Here is a 17,080-nt window from a genome sequence, read left to right as displayed (position 1 = left end):
GCTGGGCCATGCTGTGCGACAGCCGCTGACAGGTGCCCGCTTTAACGGACACTCCTGCGGCGCAAGGAAGCCGGAGAAAAATAACGTTTGTTTGGCACATCTTCTGTGAAGACGCGGGTGTTAGGCTCCTCAGTATCCAGGCCAAGAACATGATAACGGCGAGCCTGCAAATCATGATAAACGTCAAGAACCGTCCAAACACCGGGAAGCTCATAATAATTTTTTGCGATGCCCATGGTCACACGCCATAGCTCACCACGGCCGTCATACTGATCCAGTAAAACTGTATTCCAGCTATCGGCATCTACATAGAAGCGACGCTTTTTGTATATGTGGCGCTCACCGTCTTTCAGGGTTGCCTCGACCACGTGAACACGATGCAGCTCCCAACGGGTCAAATCCGGGTTCAGGTGAGAAATACCGAGTATTTCAGAATAAGGCGTGCCTTTTTCACCGATACGGTAGTTGTTGTAAGGAATGTAGATTTCCTTCAACCCTTCATAATTCCAGTTGTAACGATCCAGTGCGCCGTTGAAAATATCTGTGTCATCCGCTGTGCGGAGATTTTCTGCCGCAGCAATCGGTGAATCATAACCAAGGTTTGGCGCGCGGCGAACACGCCGTTGTCCGGCATTGTAGCCCCAGCCATTTCTCGGATTAACGATCTGGTTCAGGGTTTCATGAATCAGAATAGCGCCACCAGCAAGACGTGGTGGGGACTGGGTAAACGAGAGGTAATAGAAAATGATGTTATCTAATTCGTCCTCTCCCCCCTCGGGGTTGTAAAAGTTAAAAAAGACTTCCTGTTGGGAGGTAACCAGCGAATAGTCACCATCACTTTGAACCGCCACTTCACTGGAACGGCGGGTACCGGAGACGCCGCGCCAGCGCGTTAGATGGTTCCAGATTACCTGCCAGGCTTTTTGTTCATTATCTCCGTAAAGAATCGGAAAAGGATAGCCACCGAAAGCACCTTTCAGGCCTTCACCTTTGCCGACAATTTCTGCGTCTACCGCGTTTTCCTTGATATTCTGAGCAACCCAGTCGGGCACCGCGTGAGTACGGCGAGATTTATATACCGGCACACGGAAACTGGTAGGGTAGGTTTCAAGCATTGCAAGAACACCATCAGAAAGATGTTCTGCATACTGATCTTTGTTAGCCGAATTAATGGTAAACAGCACTTCGTCAGCCGGGAATGGATTGATATGATGCTGACCAGCCTCTTTATAGCCCGCAGGAGGCTCGGTTAGCCCACCAGTCCAGTCCGGAATAGTGCCGGCTTTATTTCCGGCCTTAACTGAACCGAACGGCGTGAGATCCTTGCCAAGACGTGAAGCTTCGTTTGGAGAAACTCCGGCCCAAGACGAAAAGGATGCTATCGAGAGGGCAAGCAAGCCCCCGAGTATCGCACTCTTTTTATAATTCATTATATAACCCTGAATTCGACTGGAAGCCCATAAATAGGCTTTTATTGTTACCTGATGGAAAGACAGGCTTTCCGACAGATTAACCGATCTGTCAAGGTTGTCTATCGACCGAAAGTGCGATTTTGTATCCGGCTGTAATCAAGGGTCTGCAATCACAGCCGGATCTGAATTACCCGTTCTCAGCTCTCCAGGCTCTTGTGCACCACCTCGTATAAATCAGCCGACAATTCAGACTTGTCCCGCACTCGTTCCAGGGCCGAACGCATCAGGGCGCTGTATGCCGGGGCGAATTTCTTCCAGCGCGTCAGCGGTGTCACCAAGCGAGCCGCAATCTGCGGGTTGCTGTCGTCCAGCCGACACACCTGGTCGGCCAGAAATTCATAGCCTGAGCCATCCGGATTGTGAAAAGCCGCCAGGTTCTGGCCGGCGAACACAGCAACGACCGAGCGAATCTTGTTCGGGTTTTTCCAATCAAAAGCCGGGTGCTCCAACAGCGCGTGAATCTGCGGAAGCTGGCCGGCACGGTCACTGGATGCCTGCACCGAGAACCACTGTTCAACTACCTGCGGATCCTCCTGAAAACGCTCATAGAAATCTGTCAGAACCTGGGTTCGCTCTGACGCATAATCCGAGTTCACCAGGGCGCGCAGCGCACCCATGCGGTCTGTCATGTTATCGGCGGCACTGAGCTGGGCAAGGGCCAGATCACGACCGGTTTCATCATTGATCATCAATAGCCAGGCCAAAGCAGTATTCCTCAAGCTTCGGCGGGCTACGGACTCCGGTGTAATTTCGTAGACGTCAGTGCCGGTATTGCGGTGATAACACTCAATTAACTCGTCTCGCAGGGCGGTTGCCAGGTATGTCGCCACCCGTTCACGCGTGCGATGAATGGCGGCAACATCCGGGCTATTTGCAAGCTCCACCAGATAGGCTTCTGAGGGTAACTGCATCATTTTGGCTACCAGCGCCTGGTCCAGTGTCGCGTCACCCAGCAGGCTCCGATATGCTTCCACCAGGCGCGGTTCAACCTCCACAGTTTCGGTGGACGCGACCAATGACTGAATCACATCAATGGCAAGTCGCTGACCTGCATCCCAGCGGTTGAAGCCATCTGAATCATGGCTCATCAAAAACAACAACTGTTCGCGACTCCAGGGGTACACCACCCGGACCGGCGCAGAAAAACTGCGCAGTAATGAGGGTACCGGTTTCTGCGAGAGACCATGAAACTCAAAAGTATGACTCGCCTCGGTCAGCTCAAGCACACGTTCAACCGGCGCGCTGGCAGCATTCTGATCGTTTTCAAGAGTGAGCGGTAAGGTTTCTCCATCTGCACCCAGCAACCCCAGTGCAAATGGTATATGTTGTGGCTTTTTATCGGTTTGGCCAGGGGTATCAGGAACAGACTGTTGCACAGTCAGACGATAGACCCCCTGTTCGTCGTCATAGTTATCCGACACCGTGAGCTCAGGCGTACCGGCTTGCTCATACCACAACCGGAACTGGCTGAGGTCGCGGCCAGAGGCGTCTTCCATTGCTCTTACAAAATCATCAGTGGTAACAGCCTGGCCATCATGACGCTCAAAGTACAAATCACTGCCTTTGCGGAACAGTTCCGGACCCAGCAATGTGTGAATCATACGGACGACTTCCTCACCCTTTTCATAAATGGTCAGGGTGTAGAAATTACTGATTTCCATGTAAGACGCCGGGCGTACCGGATGCGCCATAGGGCCGGCATCTTCAGCAAACTGCGCGGTTCTGAGCAGAGTGACGTCTTCTATGCGCTTTACCGTGGATGAGCCCATATCGGCCGAGAAAGTGGCATCACGGAATACTGTGAACCCCTCTTTCAAGCTCAGCTGAAACCAGTCCCGGCAGGTTACCCGGTTGCCCGACCAGTTATGAAAGTACTCGTGGGCAACAATGGATTCAATTCGCTGAAATGCGAGATCCGTCGCGGTTTCCTGGCTGGCCAATACGCAGGACGAGTTGAAGATATTCAGGCCTTTGTTCTCCATGGCTCCCATATTGAAGTCGTCTACAGCTACAATCATGAAGATATCGAGATCGTACTCGCGGCCGTAGGTTTCTTCATCCCAGCGCATCGCGCGCTTGAGAGAGTCCAGGGCATGCCGGGTTTTGGCCGCATTGCGCGCCTCAACGTAAATACGCAAGTCGATGTCCCGGCCAGAACAGGTTGTGAACGTATCCTGTTTTTCGACTAAATCACCTGCAACCAAAGCAAAAAGATAGCTTGGCTTGGGAAATGGGTCTTCCCAAGTAACAAAATGGCGGCCATTATCCAAGTCGCCTTTTTCGACATCGTTACCATTGGACAACAACACCGGGCAGGTGTTTTTATCTGCCTCAATACGAGTACGATAACGAGCCATCACATCTGGCCGGTCCGGGAAATAGGTAATGCAACGGAATCCTTCTGCTTCACACTGGGTACAGAACATTCCCGACGATTTATATAGCCCCTCAAGGCGAGTGTTGTTCTGAGGCTCAATCCAGGTCACAACTTTTAATTCAAACTGAACAGGCACTTTGGCAATAACCAATTGTTCATCGGTCTCTTCATAATCGCCCGCTGCAAGCTCTTTGCCATTCAGTGCAACACTTTCTAGTTTTAGGCTGTCGCCATCGAGAGCCAGCGGCGCAGATTCTTCGGTGGACTCCGGGTTGTGGCGTACCGACAGTGTGCTGTGCACCCTTGCGCCATCATCAAAGAGCTCAAAGCAAAGATCGACAGCGTCCACCAGATATGCAGGCACTTTGTATTCGCTTAGGTGAATAGTTGTTGGCTGATTGGTGCGCATTAGTTGTCTCCAGATGTTTCAACCTGCAACTGACCGAAACGGGCCAGGCAGACATTTTCAGAACGGGCGGGTAAAGAACGCCTTAGGCATCCATTACCCTAAAACGAACTTCATAACCGGTAAATTTGCGAATATTGATTACGCCGGTATCGAGTATCAGGTACTGGCCTTTGATACCTTCAAGAATGCCCTCAACCTCGGGCGTTTTATCCAGGTTATGGGTTTTGATCTTTTCTGGCCAGGTATTCACGGGATAGCTCAGGCCAAGCCCATGCTCGCCCACTTCACGGATAGCATCCTGGCCATGTTCTTCTTTCAGTATCGCTATATCGTCGGCAATCAGTGCCAGTATCCTCTGGCGCTCCTGTGCTAAATCCAGCTCAGGAACATCGCCTTTGAGCATCGCGCGCCAGTTTGTACGATCAGCAACGTGCGTTTTGCAGGCGACTTCAACCAGGCCTGAAAGATAACGGGTTGCCACTCTGAACATGGGAATGGCATCAACCGCACCCTGGTCGATCCAGCGTGTGGGTACTTGAGAGCCCCGAGTAATGCCAACCTTAAGGCCAGAAGAGTTGGCCAGGTAAACCACATGTTCAATCATGCAGTGAGTCTCGCCCCACTCGGGTTCACGGCAAGTGCCCAGATGGTAGTGGCATTTTTCAGGACTCATAATGCAACTATCACACGCCGCCAGCTTACGAAAACAGGGGTAACAGAACCCCTGGCTAAAGCTCTTTTTGGTTTTCCGGTCGCAGTGAATGCAGCGAATCACACCGTCAAACTCGAAGCGCAGAGGTTTGCCAATTAACTCGTTCAGCGGTACGCGGGCATCGCCTACCGCCAACTCATAAGACACCGGGTTGCCTGCATCTGCCGGCATTTTTCTCAGCCGGCCGGTTATATCTGTAAGGTCGCTCAAGATTTAACCTCTACAAATTGTTTCGGATCAGCACCATTATCGCCCGACCGGTTGCCGCGCACAGTCGGATCACACTCGGTGCCCGCTTTGCTGCCCCGATCAAGATAACCCACCCGCTCCTGCTCTGGAATGTTGTGCCGGCTTTCATAATAAATAACGGCTTCCAGGCTGATTTCGCGCTGTTGCGGCGTAAGCTTTCTGCCATCTGGCCATTTCCCCAGTTCGATTGCCTGGCGCAGGCTTTGGTAAACATTGGGATCAAGCCGCGCAATAAGCTCTTCGTAGGTCATCCTGTTCTCCTGAAAAAAACCTTCATAAAAATTGCAGAATCGTTTGACAGGCATAAACGATAATGATTATCATTGCTCTACCAAATGACGACGGTCGTTTCATTTGGTCTCTCTCATCAGGAGCATATTCTGCTTCTTTTATACCCCACCTTCTGGTGGGGTTTTTTTATGCCTGCTGCTTTTTACGGATTGGCAGAATGGCTGCTAACGCTATGCCTGCAACAAAACCGCCCAGGTGCGCTTCGTTTGCCATACGCCCCATGCCCAGCAGTTCTGGTAACGGTGTAAACCCAATCACCATCCACACCACAGCAAAGGTTACCAACGCTGGTGGAAACTGAAACCGTGGGCGTGTTCGCTGACTCAGCCAGCAGTAGCCGAGAATGCCATAAACAACCCCGGAAAGGCCGCCAAAAAAGGGCCCGGAAACCACATATTGCAGACCATTAGAGAGAAGACTGGTTATGATGAAGAGCAGGACAAGCCTGCCCCGGCCATCAAACCACTCAATCTGACTCCCCAAAAACCACAACATCACAGCGTTAAAGATAATGTGAGTCCAGCTAAAGTGTAAAAAATCCGGAGTGAACAAGCGCCAAACCTGGCCGCTGGCAAGCGTGGCAGAAAGCGCATCAAGGCGCTCAGCCATGCTGCCCCAGTCGTATGCCCTGGGGTCTACAATAAGCAGGCTGGCCGTAAGCTGATTGCTCCCAAGGCTGGTAAACCAGGCCATCAAAACACCCACAATGATGATGCCCAGCACCAGTGGAGCATGGCGTGGAGACGGCTGCCAACGCCCGCTCGCAAACACCGGCGACCGATTCTGCTGATCTACCGCCTGCCGAATATCGGGTTCCGCCAGAAACCGTTCCAGTGCCTCTATAACCGGCTCAGCGTGCTCCGGGTTTTCCAGCCACAACACCTGGGAATCGCCTTCCTCACTGATTCTGTGAGGCACACCCCGACCTTTCAACCATTGGCTAAATCCGCCAAGATTTATACTGGTATCCACCTGTTTTACTCGATACACAATCTAACAGTCCTCACAGAGTCTTTAGGCTGAAGGTTGCGCGCTTTAGCGGGCAACACTGTCTTCGCTGATGGGATAATCGGGAGAGTCGTAATGATCCCGTGCCACACTAACCCAGACAAATTTATCCCGGGAAAGTGCCTTCTCACCGTCCATCCGGTATGCCACCAGCCTGCCATATTTCACCGCACTGTAATCAATGCAAGCCACATTGGGCTTCAGTGGAGCTGGTTCGCTTTCCATCCAGTAATGCCCCACAAACACCGGAGGCGCATCCAGCGGATAGCTGATCAACTGCTCGCGCTCGGCCTGCGTCAGAACCCGGCCCGCAACCTCGGGTGGCAAGGGGTCTGGCTGGAACACTACATCGGCGTAAGTTTGTGGGTTATCCGCCCAGAACTTGGTGCGGAAGAACTGCCGCACGTATCCGTCCCGTCCCGTTATGGCCATACCCTGAGGCAGGCGCAAATCTGTGCCCCGCAACAATGTATCCATTACCTGCCCGGCAAACGAGTCGACGGCCGCAGAAGCATGGAGAAAATCCTCATCAATGCAGGCGCCGCCCTGTACCTGTTTGAATTTTTCAATCAGTTCACTGTCCCAACATGCATGCACGGCACGGAAGTCTTCGTCGTCGATAAACAGCGGAATGGTGTAGAACCATTCAAGAAAATCATTCCATTCATGGGGGTAGGCTTCAAACTGATCAAGGGTTTCCCGAATCAGCCTGTCGTGGCGCGAATTGTGTTCCCGCAGCCAGGTTTTGCCGCTGCCTGTCCTGGCCCGGGTGCAATAGCCCAAGGCGTTATACTCGTGATTACCCATCACAATGCGGGCAGAGCCCCGCTCAACCATATTTCTCACCAAGTGAAGGGCTTCACGGATTCTGGGGCCACGATCAATGATATCGCCAATAAATATAGCCTGCCGGCTGCGGTGCTGGTACACGCCGTTAACTTTGCTGTAGCCCATTTGCTCCAGCAGCCGTGCCAGCGTGTTCGCGCAACCGTGTATGTCACCGATAAGGTCGTAACCACGACTTGCAGTAGATGTTTTTTCGGCCATGATCAACTCGCTGCTATTTCGCTTGCCCAGCCCAGTTTGTCACGGCAGGTTGCATAGAAATTATGGTCTGTAGGGTGAATCAGCCGGATCTTGAAGGGCTTTTTGGCAATGCGGATGATATCGCCCGGCGCACAGGCAATATTCATTTGCCCATCAAAGCTGATCTGTGGGTAGGTTTCGTTGGTCTCGCCAATAACCAGCTTAATCTCACTCTTTCCATCCACCACTATCGGGCGGCTACTAAGCATGTGCGGAAACATAGGCACCAGCACAACGGCATCCAGTTTCGGGTGCATAATTGGCCCACCTGCTGAAAGCGAGTAAGCAGTAGAACCCGTAGGGGTAGACACAATCAAGCCGTCCGAGCGTTGGCTATATACAAAGTGGCCATCAACATACAGATCAAAGCCGATCATGCGGGTAGACTTACCCGGGTGCAGCACCACATCGTTCAGAGCCGTACCAAACCCCAGCGGCTGACCATTCCGCTCCACATTGCCATCAAGCAAAAACCGTGTTTCCTCAATATACTCACCTTCCAGCACCTTACCCAGGCGCTCTTCCAAATCGGAAGGCGAAATATCCGTTAAAAACCCCAACCGCCCGCGGTTTACACCAAGCAACGGAATTTTGGACTTTGCCAGCTCCCGTGCCGCGCCCAAAAGGCTACCGTCACCACCAACCACGATGACCAGGTCGCAGATTTCGCCGAGGAGTTTCTTGCTGGCAACCTGCAAGCCATGGCCCGGCAGCATGCTGGCCGTCTCTTCTTCCAGTACCACGTGATAATGTTTGGCGACCAGGTACTGTTTGAGCTGGCGCAGTGATTCAACCACTTTAACGCTGCCCATTCGGCCAATAACGCCTATGTTTCTGAATTGTTCCATGGAGCTTCCTGTGGTGTCGGAACACAGCGAGAGCAGACAAACTACCTCTCGCCCGTATCAATCTGGCCTACAGTCTAACGAAAGTCACCCGGATACTGAAAAAAGTTCCATCGGGCACTGGTTCCATCGGGCACTGATTGCACAACCCGTTCCACTCTCATTTTACCGCTGGTGCTGATCGCAGCGATCAGTAAGACCCGATCGAAACTCCCCCGGCTGGCTAACCCGCAGCAGCGGTTCCCTGCACACGTCTCCATTCTGCAGGTCATGCTGGCATACAGGGCTCTCGTAATGCTCGAGCCATTGCAGGTAGGCCGGCTCATTCATATCGCATCGCTGTGCTGCGAAGGCCGTAGGATTGCAGAAATAGGTTTCAATTTCGTCATATGGCAGGGTCAGATGGCCAATACCCGGATGATAACCGACCAAAAAAACAGACTGGGCTTTCAAGTGGCCCATCACTGTGTTCTCCAGAGGTTCTCTGTGCCTAAGCTCGTGCGCTTCGCGTTCCAGGACAGCAACCTTTTCGTCTCTGTGCTTTAATTCACGCTGTTTACGCTCTAGCTGCTCCCTGAGCAATACCAATTCCGCGTTCACATTTGCGTCGTCACGGCCCTTTTCAATTCCACCGGCAGCAACTTGTTCCTGCATGGCGAGGTACTGCTGGTTACGTTCCGACAAGCGTTCCTTTAGTTGTTCGTTATTAATACGCTGACGCTCATATTTTTGTTCGAGATCAGCCGCTTTGTTGTGCAGGGCTTTAATCTCAAACCGGTGCTCCCGCTGCATTTCTGAAAGCATATCCCGGTGAACGCTCTGCAGGGTCTTAATACGCAAACGCTGCTCGCGGATCAGTTGAGCCACCCGAGCACGGTTAGCGCCAACACGGGCTTCTTCCGCGGCGACAGGCTCGTCTGTCCCGGCACGAAGCACAGGAATATTCTCCTCTTCTGCGGGCTGAACACGACGAAATTTAAGAGAGTTGGCGTTAATGGCTTTACGGATAATCTGAAAGTGGTTGTTGCCCGGGCTCATATCCGGGTCCCACAACTCAGAGGCATATTGCGGTGTTGGGCATTGGCTGCGGCAAACAAGACGAATAGCGCCGCCACCCATATCCGGCCCCTTGGCGCCCAGGCTGGCCAGCTCTTCAACCGGCACACTCCAGCTACTGTCGGCCCTGCCCTCCTCATCAAACCAGATGCGAAAAAAAACAAGCGCACGCACAAGAAGGTCGCCACTGAGATCCACCAGAACGGCTTTTACATCAGTTTCAGCAAGGTCTGACAACCCGACATAGCCATCGAGAAAGGCTCCAAACTCGCTGGCGCGCATCTCGCGGGCCACTTGGTTGCCCTCTATAAATAACACAGCCGAATAATCGGCCGTTGTCTGGCCGGCAGACACCATTGCAGACTCCCTAAAATAAAAAACTCTCTGGCAGACGTAAGCTTACAGTCTATCCAGAGAGTTTCCGGTGCACAGAGAAAAACTGCAACGTTTTGTGATCAGAGTGCTTTTATTACATGCCAGCCGCTAAGCGACACCCCTGATCAATAGCGCGCTTGGCATCCAGTTCTGCCGCAACATCGGAGCCACCAATCAGGTGAACCGGCAGGCCAGCCGCTTCAAGCCCCATCTGAAGCTCTCGCAACGGCTCCTGGCCTGCACACAGGATAATAGTATCTACCGGCAAAATCTGATCTTCGCCCTGCTCCGCCCCCTTGGGCGTTACGGTAATGTGCAGACCCTCATCATCAATTTTGCGATAAGTCACACCGGGAACCATCTGCACCTTTCGGTTTTTCAATGACGTTCGGTGAATCCAGCCAGTGGTTTTGCCGAGGTTTTTGCCAACCTTTGTGGCTTTACGCTGCAGCAAGAACACATCACGGGCAGGCTCTGGTACATCTGGCGTCATGCCTTTGATGCCACCGCGGTGCTCTACGGTCAGATCTACCCCCCACTCTCGCATAAAGTGATCCGAATCCAGTGCGGGGGACGCCCCTTTATGAACAATGAATTCCGACACGTCGAACCCGATACCACCGGCACCAATCACAGCCACTTTCTGACCTACAGGTTTGCGCTCCAGCAAGGCATCCAGATAACCGATTACCTTCGGATGATCGATACCCTCAATTTCTGGCGTGCGCGGCTCTACACCCGTTGCCAGAATAACGTCATCGAAGTTTCCTGCCTTCAAATCGTCGACCGTTACGCGAGTTTCAAGCCGAACATCCACGCCGTGCTTATCCAGCATCACACGGTAGTAGCGAAGAGTTTCGTAAAACTCTTCTTTACCGGGTATACGCTTGGCAACGTTGAACTGCCCGCCAATCTCTTTGCTATCATCAAACAGAGTCACCTTGTGACCACGCTCCGCCGCTACTGAAGCAAATGCCAGTCCCGCAGGGCCCGCACCCACCACCGCAATGGATTTTGGTGCAGCCGTTTTCACATAGGTAAGCTCGGTTTCATTACAGGCGCGGGGGTTAACCAGGCAAGAGGTCAGCTTGCCGCTGAAGGTATGGTCCAGGCACGCCTGGTTGCAACCAATGCAGGTGTTAATTTCATTGGAACGGTCTTCCGCAGCCTTTTGCACAAGATCGGCGTCTGCCAGAAACGGACGCGCCATGGACACCATATCCGCATCACCTTCGGCCAGAATTTTCTCGGCAACGTCTGGCATATTGATTCGGTTGGTGGTGATCAGCGGAATACTAACCTCGTCTTTCAGGCGCTTGGTAACCTTGGTAAAGGCACCACGGGGTACAGAGGTAGCAATGGTAGGCACGCGCGCTTCGTGCCAGCCAATACCAGTGTTTATGATAGTTGCCCCGGCCTTTTCAATTTCCTTGGCCAGTTGCACGACTTCTTCCCAGGTACTGCCGTTTTCGATGAGATCCAGCATGGAAAGGCGATAAATCAGAATAAACTTTTCGCCCACACGCTCCCGCACACGGCGAACAATTTCAATGGGCAGGCGAATACGGTTCTCATAGCTACCACCCCACTGGTCAGTACGGTGGTTGGCATGGGATACAATAAACTGGTTAATGAAGTAGCCTTCAGACCCCATAATCTCTACGCCATCGTAGCCGGCTTTTTGTGCCAACTCAGAACACACGGCATAGTCTTCTATCTGCTTTTCAATACCCTCTTCATCCAATTCTTTGGGCTTGAACGGATTAATCGGTGCCTGAACGGCAGAGGGCCCAACCAAGGCAGGCGAAAATGCATAGCGGCCCGCGTGAAGAATCTGCATACAGATCTTGCCGTCGGCTTTGTGCACCGCGCTGGTGATCACCTTGTGCTGCTCAACTTCATCGTGGTTGGTCATTTTGGCCGCGCCCTGAAATACGGCGCCCTCAGCATTCGGTGCAATACCACCTGTAACGATGAGCCCGACACCACCACGGGCACGCTCGGCGTAGAACTCGCCTAAACGGTCAAAGCCATTTTTTGCCTCTTCAAGGCCCGTATGCATAGAGCCCATAAGCGTGCGATTGCGCAGGCGAGTAAAGCCCAGGTCTAGTGGCTCAAGCATGTTTGGATATTTGGCAAGGCCCGGGGTGGCATTAGTCGTCATTACTGGTCTCCTCAAAATAATCGTTGGCGAAGCCTCTATTGCCCCGCTCGTTTTCATCAACATTTATTATTAGGGCGTAAATTACCAATGCCGCTTGCCTTCAACAATATCCGTGAATAACATTATATTATCTTTAGATCACACAACCCATTCAACAACCCTATGCGCCCACTTAATTATCAAAATCACTTAAACCGTAACCCGCTTGGCGACATCAGCGTTCTTTACGTGAACGTACTCCTGCGTGCGGCCCAGGCCGAGGGAGTAAACACCCGGGATCTGATGCAACGTTTTCAACTCAGCGAGCAAACCCTCACCTCCCATGCAGCACGCATCAGCATTCCGCGCTTTATGAGGTTGGGCCATGCAGCTATAGAGGCGTGCGGCAACCCCGCCCTCGGATTGCGCATGGGTGCATTGTCCCGACCTGTTGATGCGGGTATTGCAGGCCTTGCCGGTGAATCTGCCGGCACCGCCGGCAGTGCCATACAAACGCTCATCCGCTATGCGCGGTTAACCAGTCGTAATAGCCGGGGAATACCAATAGCAGCGCCTGAAACACGACGGCTGACCTTCTATTCCATTCGCCCCTACAATGCCTTTAATTATTTTGTTGTGGATTCGGTGCTGGGCGCCTGGACACAATTTCTACGCACAACCACGGGCCGCTGGGACGTACTTGAACGGGTAACTATGGAATACGCTTCCATCGGGCAGGACGAGCTGTTCGAGGCCTGGTTTCGCTGCCCGGTTCAATTTGGCGCGCCTGACAATAGCATTACCGTAAAACAGGACATCTGGAGCCAGGAAACCTCTCAGGCACAGCCGGCCATGCACGAGAAGCTGTTGCAGCTATGCGACAAGGAAATGCAGGACATTCAGCGGGGCTTAACAACCGGCGACAGAGTACGAAGCCTACTCACACCATTATTCAAAGGGGAAACCCCAAGCCTTGAAACCATCGCCTCGAAACTGGGCGTTACGCCATGGACGCTGCAGCGTCAGCTAGCCGCTGAAGAGACCGGGTTTCGGGAACTGATGGATAACACAAGAAAACAGCTGGCGCGGGACTATATCCGGGAGACCGAGGTATCGTTATCCGAAATTGCCTGGCTGCTTGGCTTTTCTAACCCCGCAGCACTGCATAAAGCCTATAAACGCTGGTTTGCATTAAGCCCGGGGGAACACAGAAAGCAGTTCAGAGTCAATGCTGAATGACACTGGCATAGCGCAGTCAGATTCGAAAGAAACGATTAAAAAATACAGGGATCAAAACAAAAAAGGGGGATAGTTGGCGGAGCGGACGGGACTCGAACCCGCGACCCCCGGCGTGACAGGCCGGTATTCTAACCAACTGAACTACCGCTCCGCGCTAGTTGTAACCGATTGCTTTTAAAGGCAACGCAATCAACGTTTTGATTACTCGGTGACAACGAGAGCGCATTATAAAGAGGTGCCTGCCTATGTCAACGCCTTTCCTGAAATATTTCAGAAAACCAGCGTTTTACATGGCATCGACCATGGCCGCTTTACCTTGCGCTGTTTTGCGATACTCGATAGGGGTCATGCCAGACCAGCGCTTAAACGCACGATAGAAGGTGCTGGGCTCCGAAAAGCCCGTCAGGTATACAATCTCATCAATAGACTCATCCGTTGTAGCCAGCAGTTGCCTGGCCAGGCGGTAACGGAAATCGGCGAGCACCTGGTTAAAGCTGGTCTCTGCCTCTGTAAGCCGGGTGCGCAGCGTGCGAGGCTTAATCCCCAGGCGTGTTGCCACCGCATCCAGTGTTACTTCGCCGCTATCCAGCAACTCGGCAACCACACGTTCAACCAGCCCCACAATATCTTTTTTCTCGAGGCGGGCAACCTGCTCGCTGGCGAAACGCTCATGCAAATCCAAAAGTTCCGGCTCAGCGTGGGGCGACGCATGAGCAAGCAGGCTAGCGGGAAAGTAAAGCCTGTTTTCCTCAGCGCCGAATACGACCTCACAGCCAAGCACCTCTCTAACGTGCTCATACCCTTCAGCGCGCTCATGCTCAAATTCCACTCGTGAGGGGTAAAACTGGTCATCGGTGATAGAACGGAAAAATGTGATCAAGCCCTGCACGAAACATTCGTTGAAATGGCGAAGGCGGCGAACCTCTTCCGAGGCCGTATCCAGCACCATGCAGGCATTATCGCCATCAATATAAAAATCTGTGTTAGCAGCATCACTAAGCAACCGCTGGTAATTTTTTGCCCGCCTTAATCCTTCGCCAAAGGTTGGGCTACTCAGAAACAAGTACTCCAGAACCTGTCCTTTATACACAGGCAAAACCTGCCCAAGATGCAAACCAACATCCGGGTCGCCGGACGCATCCTCAACCACCTGCCAGAAAAACAGTTGTGCGCTGTGAGGGGTGCGAAGCTGCTCGGTGTACACGTATTCTTCGCTCACACCCAAGCGACTAAAAACAAGATCGGTATCAATTCCCTTTGTTTTCATCGCCTCATAGATAAGGCGTAACATCACTCCCGCGTCACGTAGTTCCTGCATAACATCCCGCTTGTATTTATTGGATACTGATTTGGCTGCTTCTTGCTAAAGCCAACTAATACTAACGTCTTGCATTAGAGCATTTCAGGCCACAGGCTCACAGTTGTAACAGATTCCGGATGCAACGGGCACCTGAATTGGTAATCTTTGGCCAAACTTTCATTCGCCGTTCATCAACTTACCGACTACCAGCGAGAGGAATTCATGCCAGACACACTCATTTACCAAAATACGCCGCCGGCTCTGCTACCGCTGTACGGCAAAGCCATTTTGCCTAAAAAAAGCAATTCCGGGGCTGACATTACACTACCCAAACTCGCGGCCGAACTGCTTTGCGCCCACACTTCCAGTCATGATCTGAATCAATACGAGCGCGTGTGCGGTTTTCGCCCTGGCAATCACATACCCATTACCTGGCCGCACATCCTCGCCTTTCCACTCCACCTGAAGCTGCTTACAGAAAAAGCTTTTCCCTTGCCACTCCTGGGGCTAGTGCATTTACGCAACACCATAACCCGGCACCGCGCGATTGGCGTGGGAGAGGCCCTGAAGCTGCATGTTTGCCTGGGAGAGCAAGAGCGCACCAGCCGCGGCATAGAGTTCAGCCTGATAACCACCGCCAGCTCCGCGGGCACAGTGGTTTGGGAGGAAACCAGCACTATGCTCTTCCGGCAACCCAACCAACAGACAGAGCCTGCAGCAACACAGACTCCGCCAACGCTCGAAACGTACCCGGATACAACAGACGTGGAAGTGCCAGAACCCATCGGCCGCCAATACGCCAAAGTGTCTGGGGACAGCAACCCCATTCATATGCACGCGCTGAGCGCCAAGGCTTTTGGCTTCCCGCGGGCAATCGCACACGGCATGTGGAGCAAAGCTCACGCGCTGGCTATTCTAGAGCAACAGGGCGAATGGCCTTCAGGCCCGCTGAGAGTGAGCTGTCAGTTCAAAAAGCCGTTATTCTTACCAGGCACAGCGCAACTGAACTGGCGCACAGAAAAATCCGGGCGAGACTATCAACTGCTCAACGCAAGAGGCGATGCGCCACACCTTAGCGGGCGCATCGAATGGTTCTAAAGGGTGCTTGAGGGGTCGTTTTCGCTGGGTAAGTCAGACGGCGCATTAGCCGCAGGGAGCGTAAAGAAGAACTGAGCGCCACCGCCTTCAGGGCGCTCAAAGCCGATATTCCCTCCCTGAGCTTGAATCAGGGAGCGACAGGTCGGCAGACCAATACCCATACCCTCGTCTTTGGTGGTGTAAAAAGGCAAAAACAGTCTTTCTTCTGCATCTTCCGCAAGCCCCACACCGTGGTCCCGAACATCCACACGCACGCAGCCTTCACTGGTCATTCGGGCACTCACCTCCACTGGCAGGGCAGATTCCGCGGAGCGTGTCGCCTCAAGAGCGTTTCGTATCAGGTTAAGTGCAACCTGCTGCACCTGTATTGGATCGGCCAAAATATCCGGCAAATCCTCAGGCACAAAAAGCTGAATGGCTCCGTCGTTGTTGCGGGCATCTACTTCGGCAAACTGCCGCGTATCCTCCAGCAGCGTGGTTACCGACAACACCTCCTTGCCTGTCGCCGGCTTCTTCATAAACCGTCGAATCCTGCGAATAATTTCACTGGCGCGATGAGATTGTGCCTCAATTTTGTCGAGTGTTTCTTGCAGCAGACTCAAATTCGGGTTTTCGACAGACATCATCCGTTTAGAGACCCGGGCGTAATTGGCAATCGCTGTCAGCGGCTGGTTTACCTCATGCGCAACACCTGCCGCCATCTCTCCCATGGTGGTCAGGCGGGATGTATGTGCCAGTTGGTGGCGCTGCTCCTGTACAAGCTCTCGCGCTTCTTCAAGTGCATGCTCACTCTCAAGCTCAGTCGTAATATCGCGGAATACCACCACTGCCCCTTGCGCCTCATCACTCTCATGCTTCGGTGTGGAGCGGTATTCAGCCGGGAAACCTGTTTCGTCCGCGCGCATCATGCGTATATCACGCTGATTCTCGGCGACACCCAGACGGCATGTAGCTTGCGCTGGCAAGCCATCCGAACATTCTGATGCCGTGGCAAAATGGGTTTCAAAAAAATTGCGCCCTATCAAATCCTCAACAGGGCTACGCATAATAATGGCTGCGGCAGGGTTGGCAAACTCGATGGTGCCGTGCTCATCAAGCCCATAAATGCCTTCGCTGATGGAGTTCAGAATGCGTGCCTGATCGCCCCGAAGTTCCCGGTTACGCGCTTGCAGTTCGCGCTCAAGCCGAATAACACGGGCATGGGTCTTCACCCTTGCGATAACTTCCTGCGACTGGAAAGGCTTGGAGATGTAATCAGCACCACCAAGGGCAAAGCCTTTAACCTTGGCTTGCAGATCATCGAGAGCAGATAGAAACACCACGGCGCAATCAGACGCTTCAGGATCCGCCTTGAGGCGCTCGCAAACCTCATAGCCATCCATTTCCGGCATCATGATATCAAGCAGGACAACTTCAGGCT

The 17,080-nt window shown here is 52.8% G+C and carries 13 protein-coding genes and 1 tRNA gene; 2 read left to right on the top strand and 12 right to left on the bottom strand.

Annotated elements, in window-relative coordinates; genetic code table 11:
- Positions 1–41 precede the first annotated feature (41 nt).
- The 9 genes from ACTHYN_RS07470 to ACTHYN_RS07430 all read right to left on the bottom strand — a co-directional run bounded on the left by ACTHYN_RS07470 (position 42) and on the right by ACTHYN_RS07430 (position 12,044).
- Positions 42–1,430, bottom strand: coding sequence for a DUF1329 domain-containing protein (locus tag ACTHYN_RS07470; RefSeq protein WP_441811833.1), 1,389 nt, complete (start codon positions 1,428–1,430; stop codon positions 42–44).
- Positions 1,431–1,609: 179 nt separating this feature from the next.
- The gene (gene pepN, locus ACTHYN_RS07465; RefSeq protein WP_441811832.1) at positions 1,610–4,258 is read right to left on the bottom strand and encodes an aminopeptidase N; all 2,649 of its coding nucleotides are present in this window, start codon (positions 4,256–4,258) and stop codon (positions 1,610–1,612) included.
- Between the two features lie 82 nt (positions 4,259–4,340).
- Positions 4,341–5,141 carry a DUF2797 domain-containing protein gene (locus tag ACTHYN_RS07460; RefSeq protein ID WP_441811863.1) on the bottom strand — a complete coding sequence of 267 codons (801 nt, stop codon included), beginning with the start codon at positions 5,139–5,141 and terminating at the stop codon, positions 4,341–4,343.
- 35 nt (positions 5,142–5,176) lie between these two features.
- Positions 5,177–5,470: a YeaC family protein gene (locus ACTHYN_RS07455; protein ID WP_441811831.1), complete on the bottom strand. Its 294-nt coding sequence runs from the start codon at positions 5,468–5,470 to the stop codon at positions 5,177–5,179.
- Positions 5,471–5,636: 166 nt separating this feature from the next.
- Complete coding sequence (locus tag ACTHYN_RS07450) at positions 5,637–6,500, bottom strand: rhomboid family intramembrane serine protease (protein ID WP_441811830.1); 864 nt, start codon at positions 6,498–6,500, stop codon at positions 5,637–5,639.
- A gap of 45 nt (positions 6,501–6,545) precedes the next feature.
- Positions 6,546–7,565: a metallophosphoesterase gene (locus ACTHYN_RS07445; RefSeq protein ID WP_441811829.1), complete on the bottom strand. Its 1,020-nt coding sequence runs from the start codon at positions 7,563–7,565 to the stop codon at positions 6,546–6,548.
- 2 nt (positions 7,566–7,567) lie between these two features.
- Positions 7,568–8,452, bottom strand: a complete 885-nt coding sequence (locus ACTHYN_RS07440; protein WP_441811828.1) for an NAD(+) kinase — start codon at positions 8,450–8,452, stop codon at positions 7,568–7,570.
- A 162-nt stretch (positions 8,453–8,614) separates the two neighbouring features.
- The gene (locus ACTHYN_RS07435; protein ID WP_441811827.1) at positions 8,615–9,862 is read right to left on the bottom strand and encodes a DNA repair protein; all 1,248 of its coding nucleotides are present in this window, start codon (positions 9,860–9,862) and stop codon (positions 8,615–8,617) included.
- Positions 9,863–9,974: 112 nt separating this feature from the next.
- The gene (locus ACTHYN_RS07430; protein ID WP_441811826.1) at positions 9,975–12,044 is read right to left on the bottom strand and encodes an oxidoreductase; all 2,070 of its coding nucleotides are present in this window, start codon (positions 12,042–12,044) and stop codon (positions 9,975–9,977) included.
- Between the two features lie 162 nt (positions 12,045–12,206).
- Between ACTHYN_RS07430 and ACTHYN_RS07425 the strand changes: the two genes are divergently transcribed.
- Positions 12,207–13,262, top strand: coding sequence for an AraC family transcriptional regulator (locus ACTHYN_RS07425; protein WP_441811825.1), 1,056 nt, complete (start codon positions 12,207–12,209; stop codon positions 13,260–13,262).
- Between the two features lie 74 nt (positions 13,263–13,336).
- On the opposite strand, the gene ACTHYN_RS07420 is transcribed toward ACTHYN_RS07425, so the two are convergent.
- Both ACTHYN_RS07420 and ACTHYN_RS07415 read right to left on the bottom strand, forming a co-directional pair.
- A tRNA-Asp gene (locus ACTHYN_RS07420) sits at positions 13,337–13,413 on the bottom strand.
- A 135-nt stretch (positions 13,414–13,548) separates the two neighbouring features.
- Positions 13,549–14,580, bottom strand: coding sequence for an AraC family transcriptional regulator (locus ACTHYN_RS07415; protein WP_441811824.1), 1,032 nt, complete (start codon positions 14,578–14,580; stop codon positions 13,549–13,551).
- Positions 14,581–14,784: 204 nt separating this feature from the next.
- Here ACTHYN_RS07415 and ACTHYN_RS07410 point away from each other — a divergent pair, with 204 nt between their 5' ends.
- Positions 14,785–15,660 carry a MaoC/PaaZ C-terminal domain-containing protein gene (locus ACTHYN_RS07410; protein WP_441811823.1) on the top strand — a complete coding sequence of 292 codons (876 nt, stop codon included), beginning with the start codon at positions 14,785–14,787 and terminating at the stop codon, positions 15,658–15,660.
- Here the strand turns inward: ACTHYN_RS07410 and ACTHYN_RS07405 are convergent.
- The coding region (locus ACTHYN_RS07405) for an ATP-binding response regulator (protein ID WP_441811822.1) at positions 15,657–17,080 on the bottom strand (1,424 nt) is incomplete at its 5' end. The genes ACTHYN_RS07410 and ACTHYN_RS07405 overlap by 4 nt on opposite strands.

The organism is Marinobacter sp. (genome assembly GCF_052091845.1).
Classification (GTDB): domain Bacteria; phylum Pseudomonadota; class Gammaproteobacteria; order Pseudomonadales; family Oleiphilaceae; genus Marinobacter.
The sequence above is the reverse complement of the archived record's forward strand: the minus strand, read 5'-3'. Positions and strand labels throughout refer to the sequence as shown.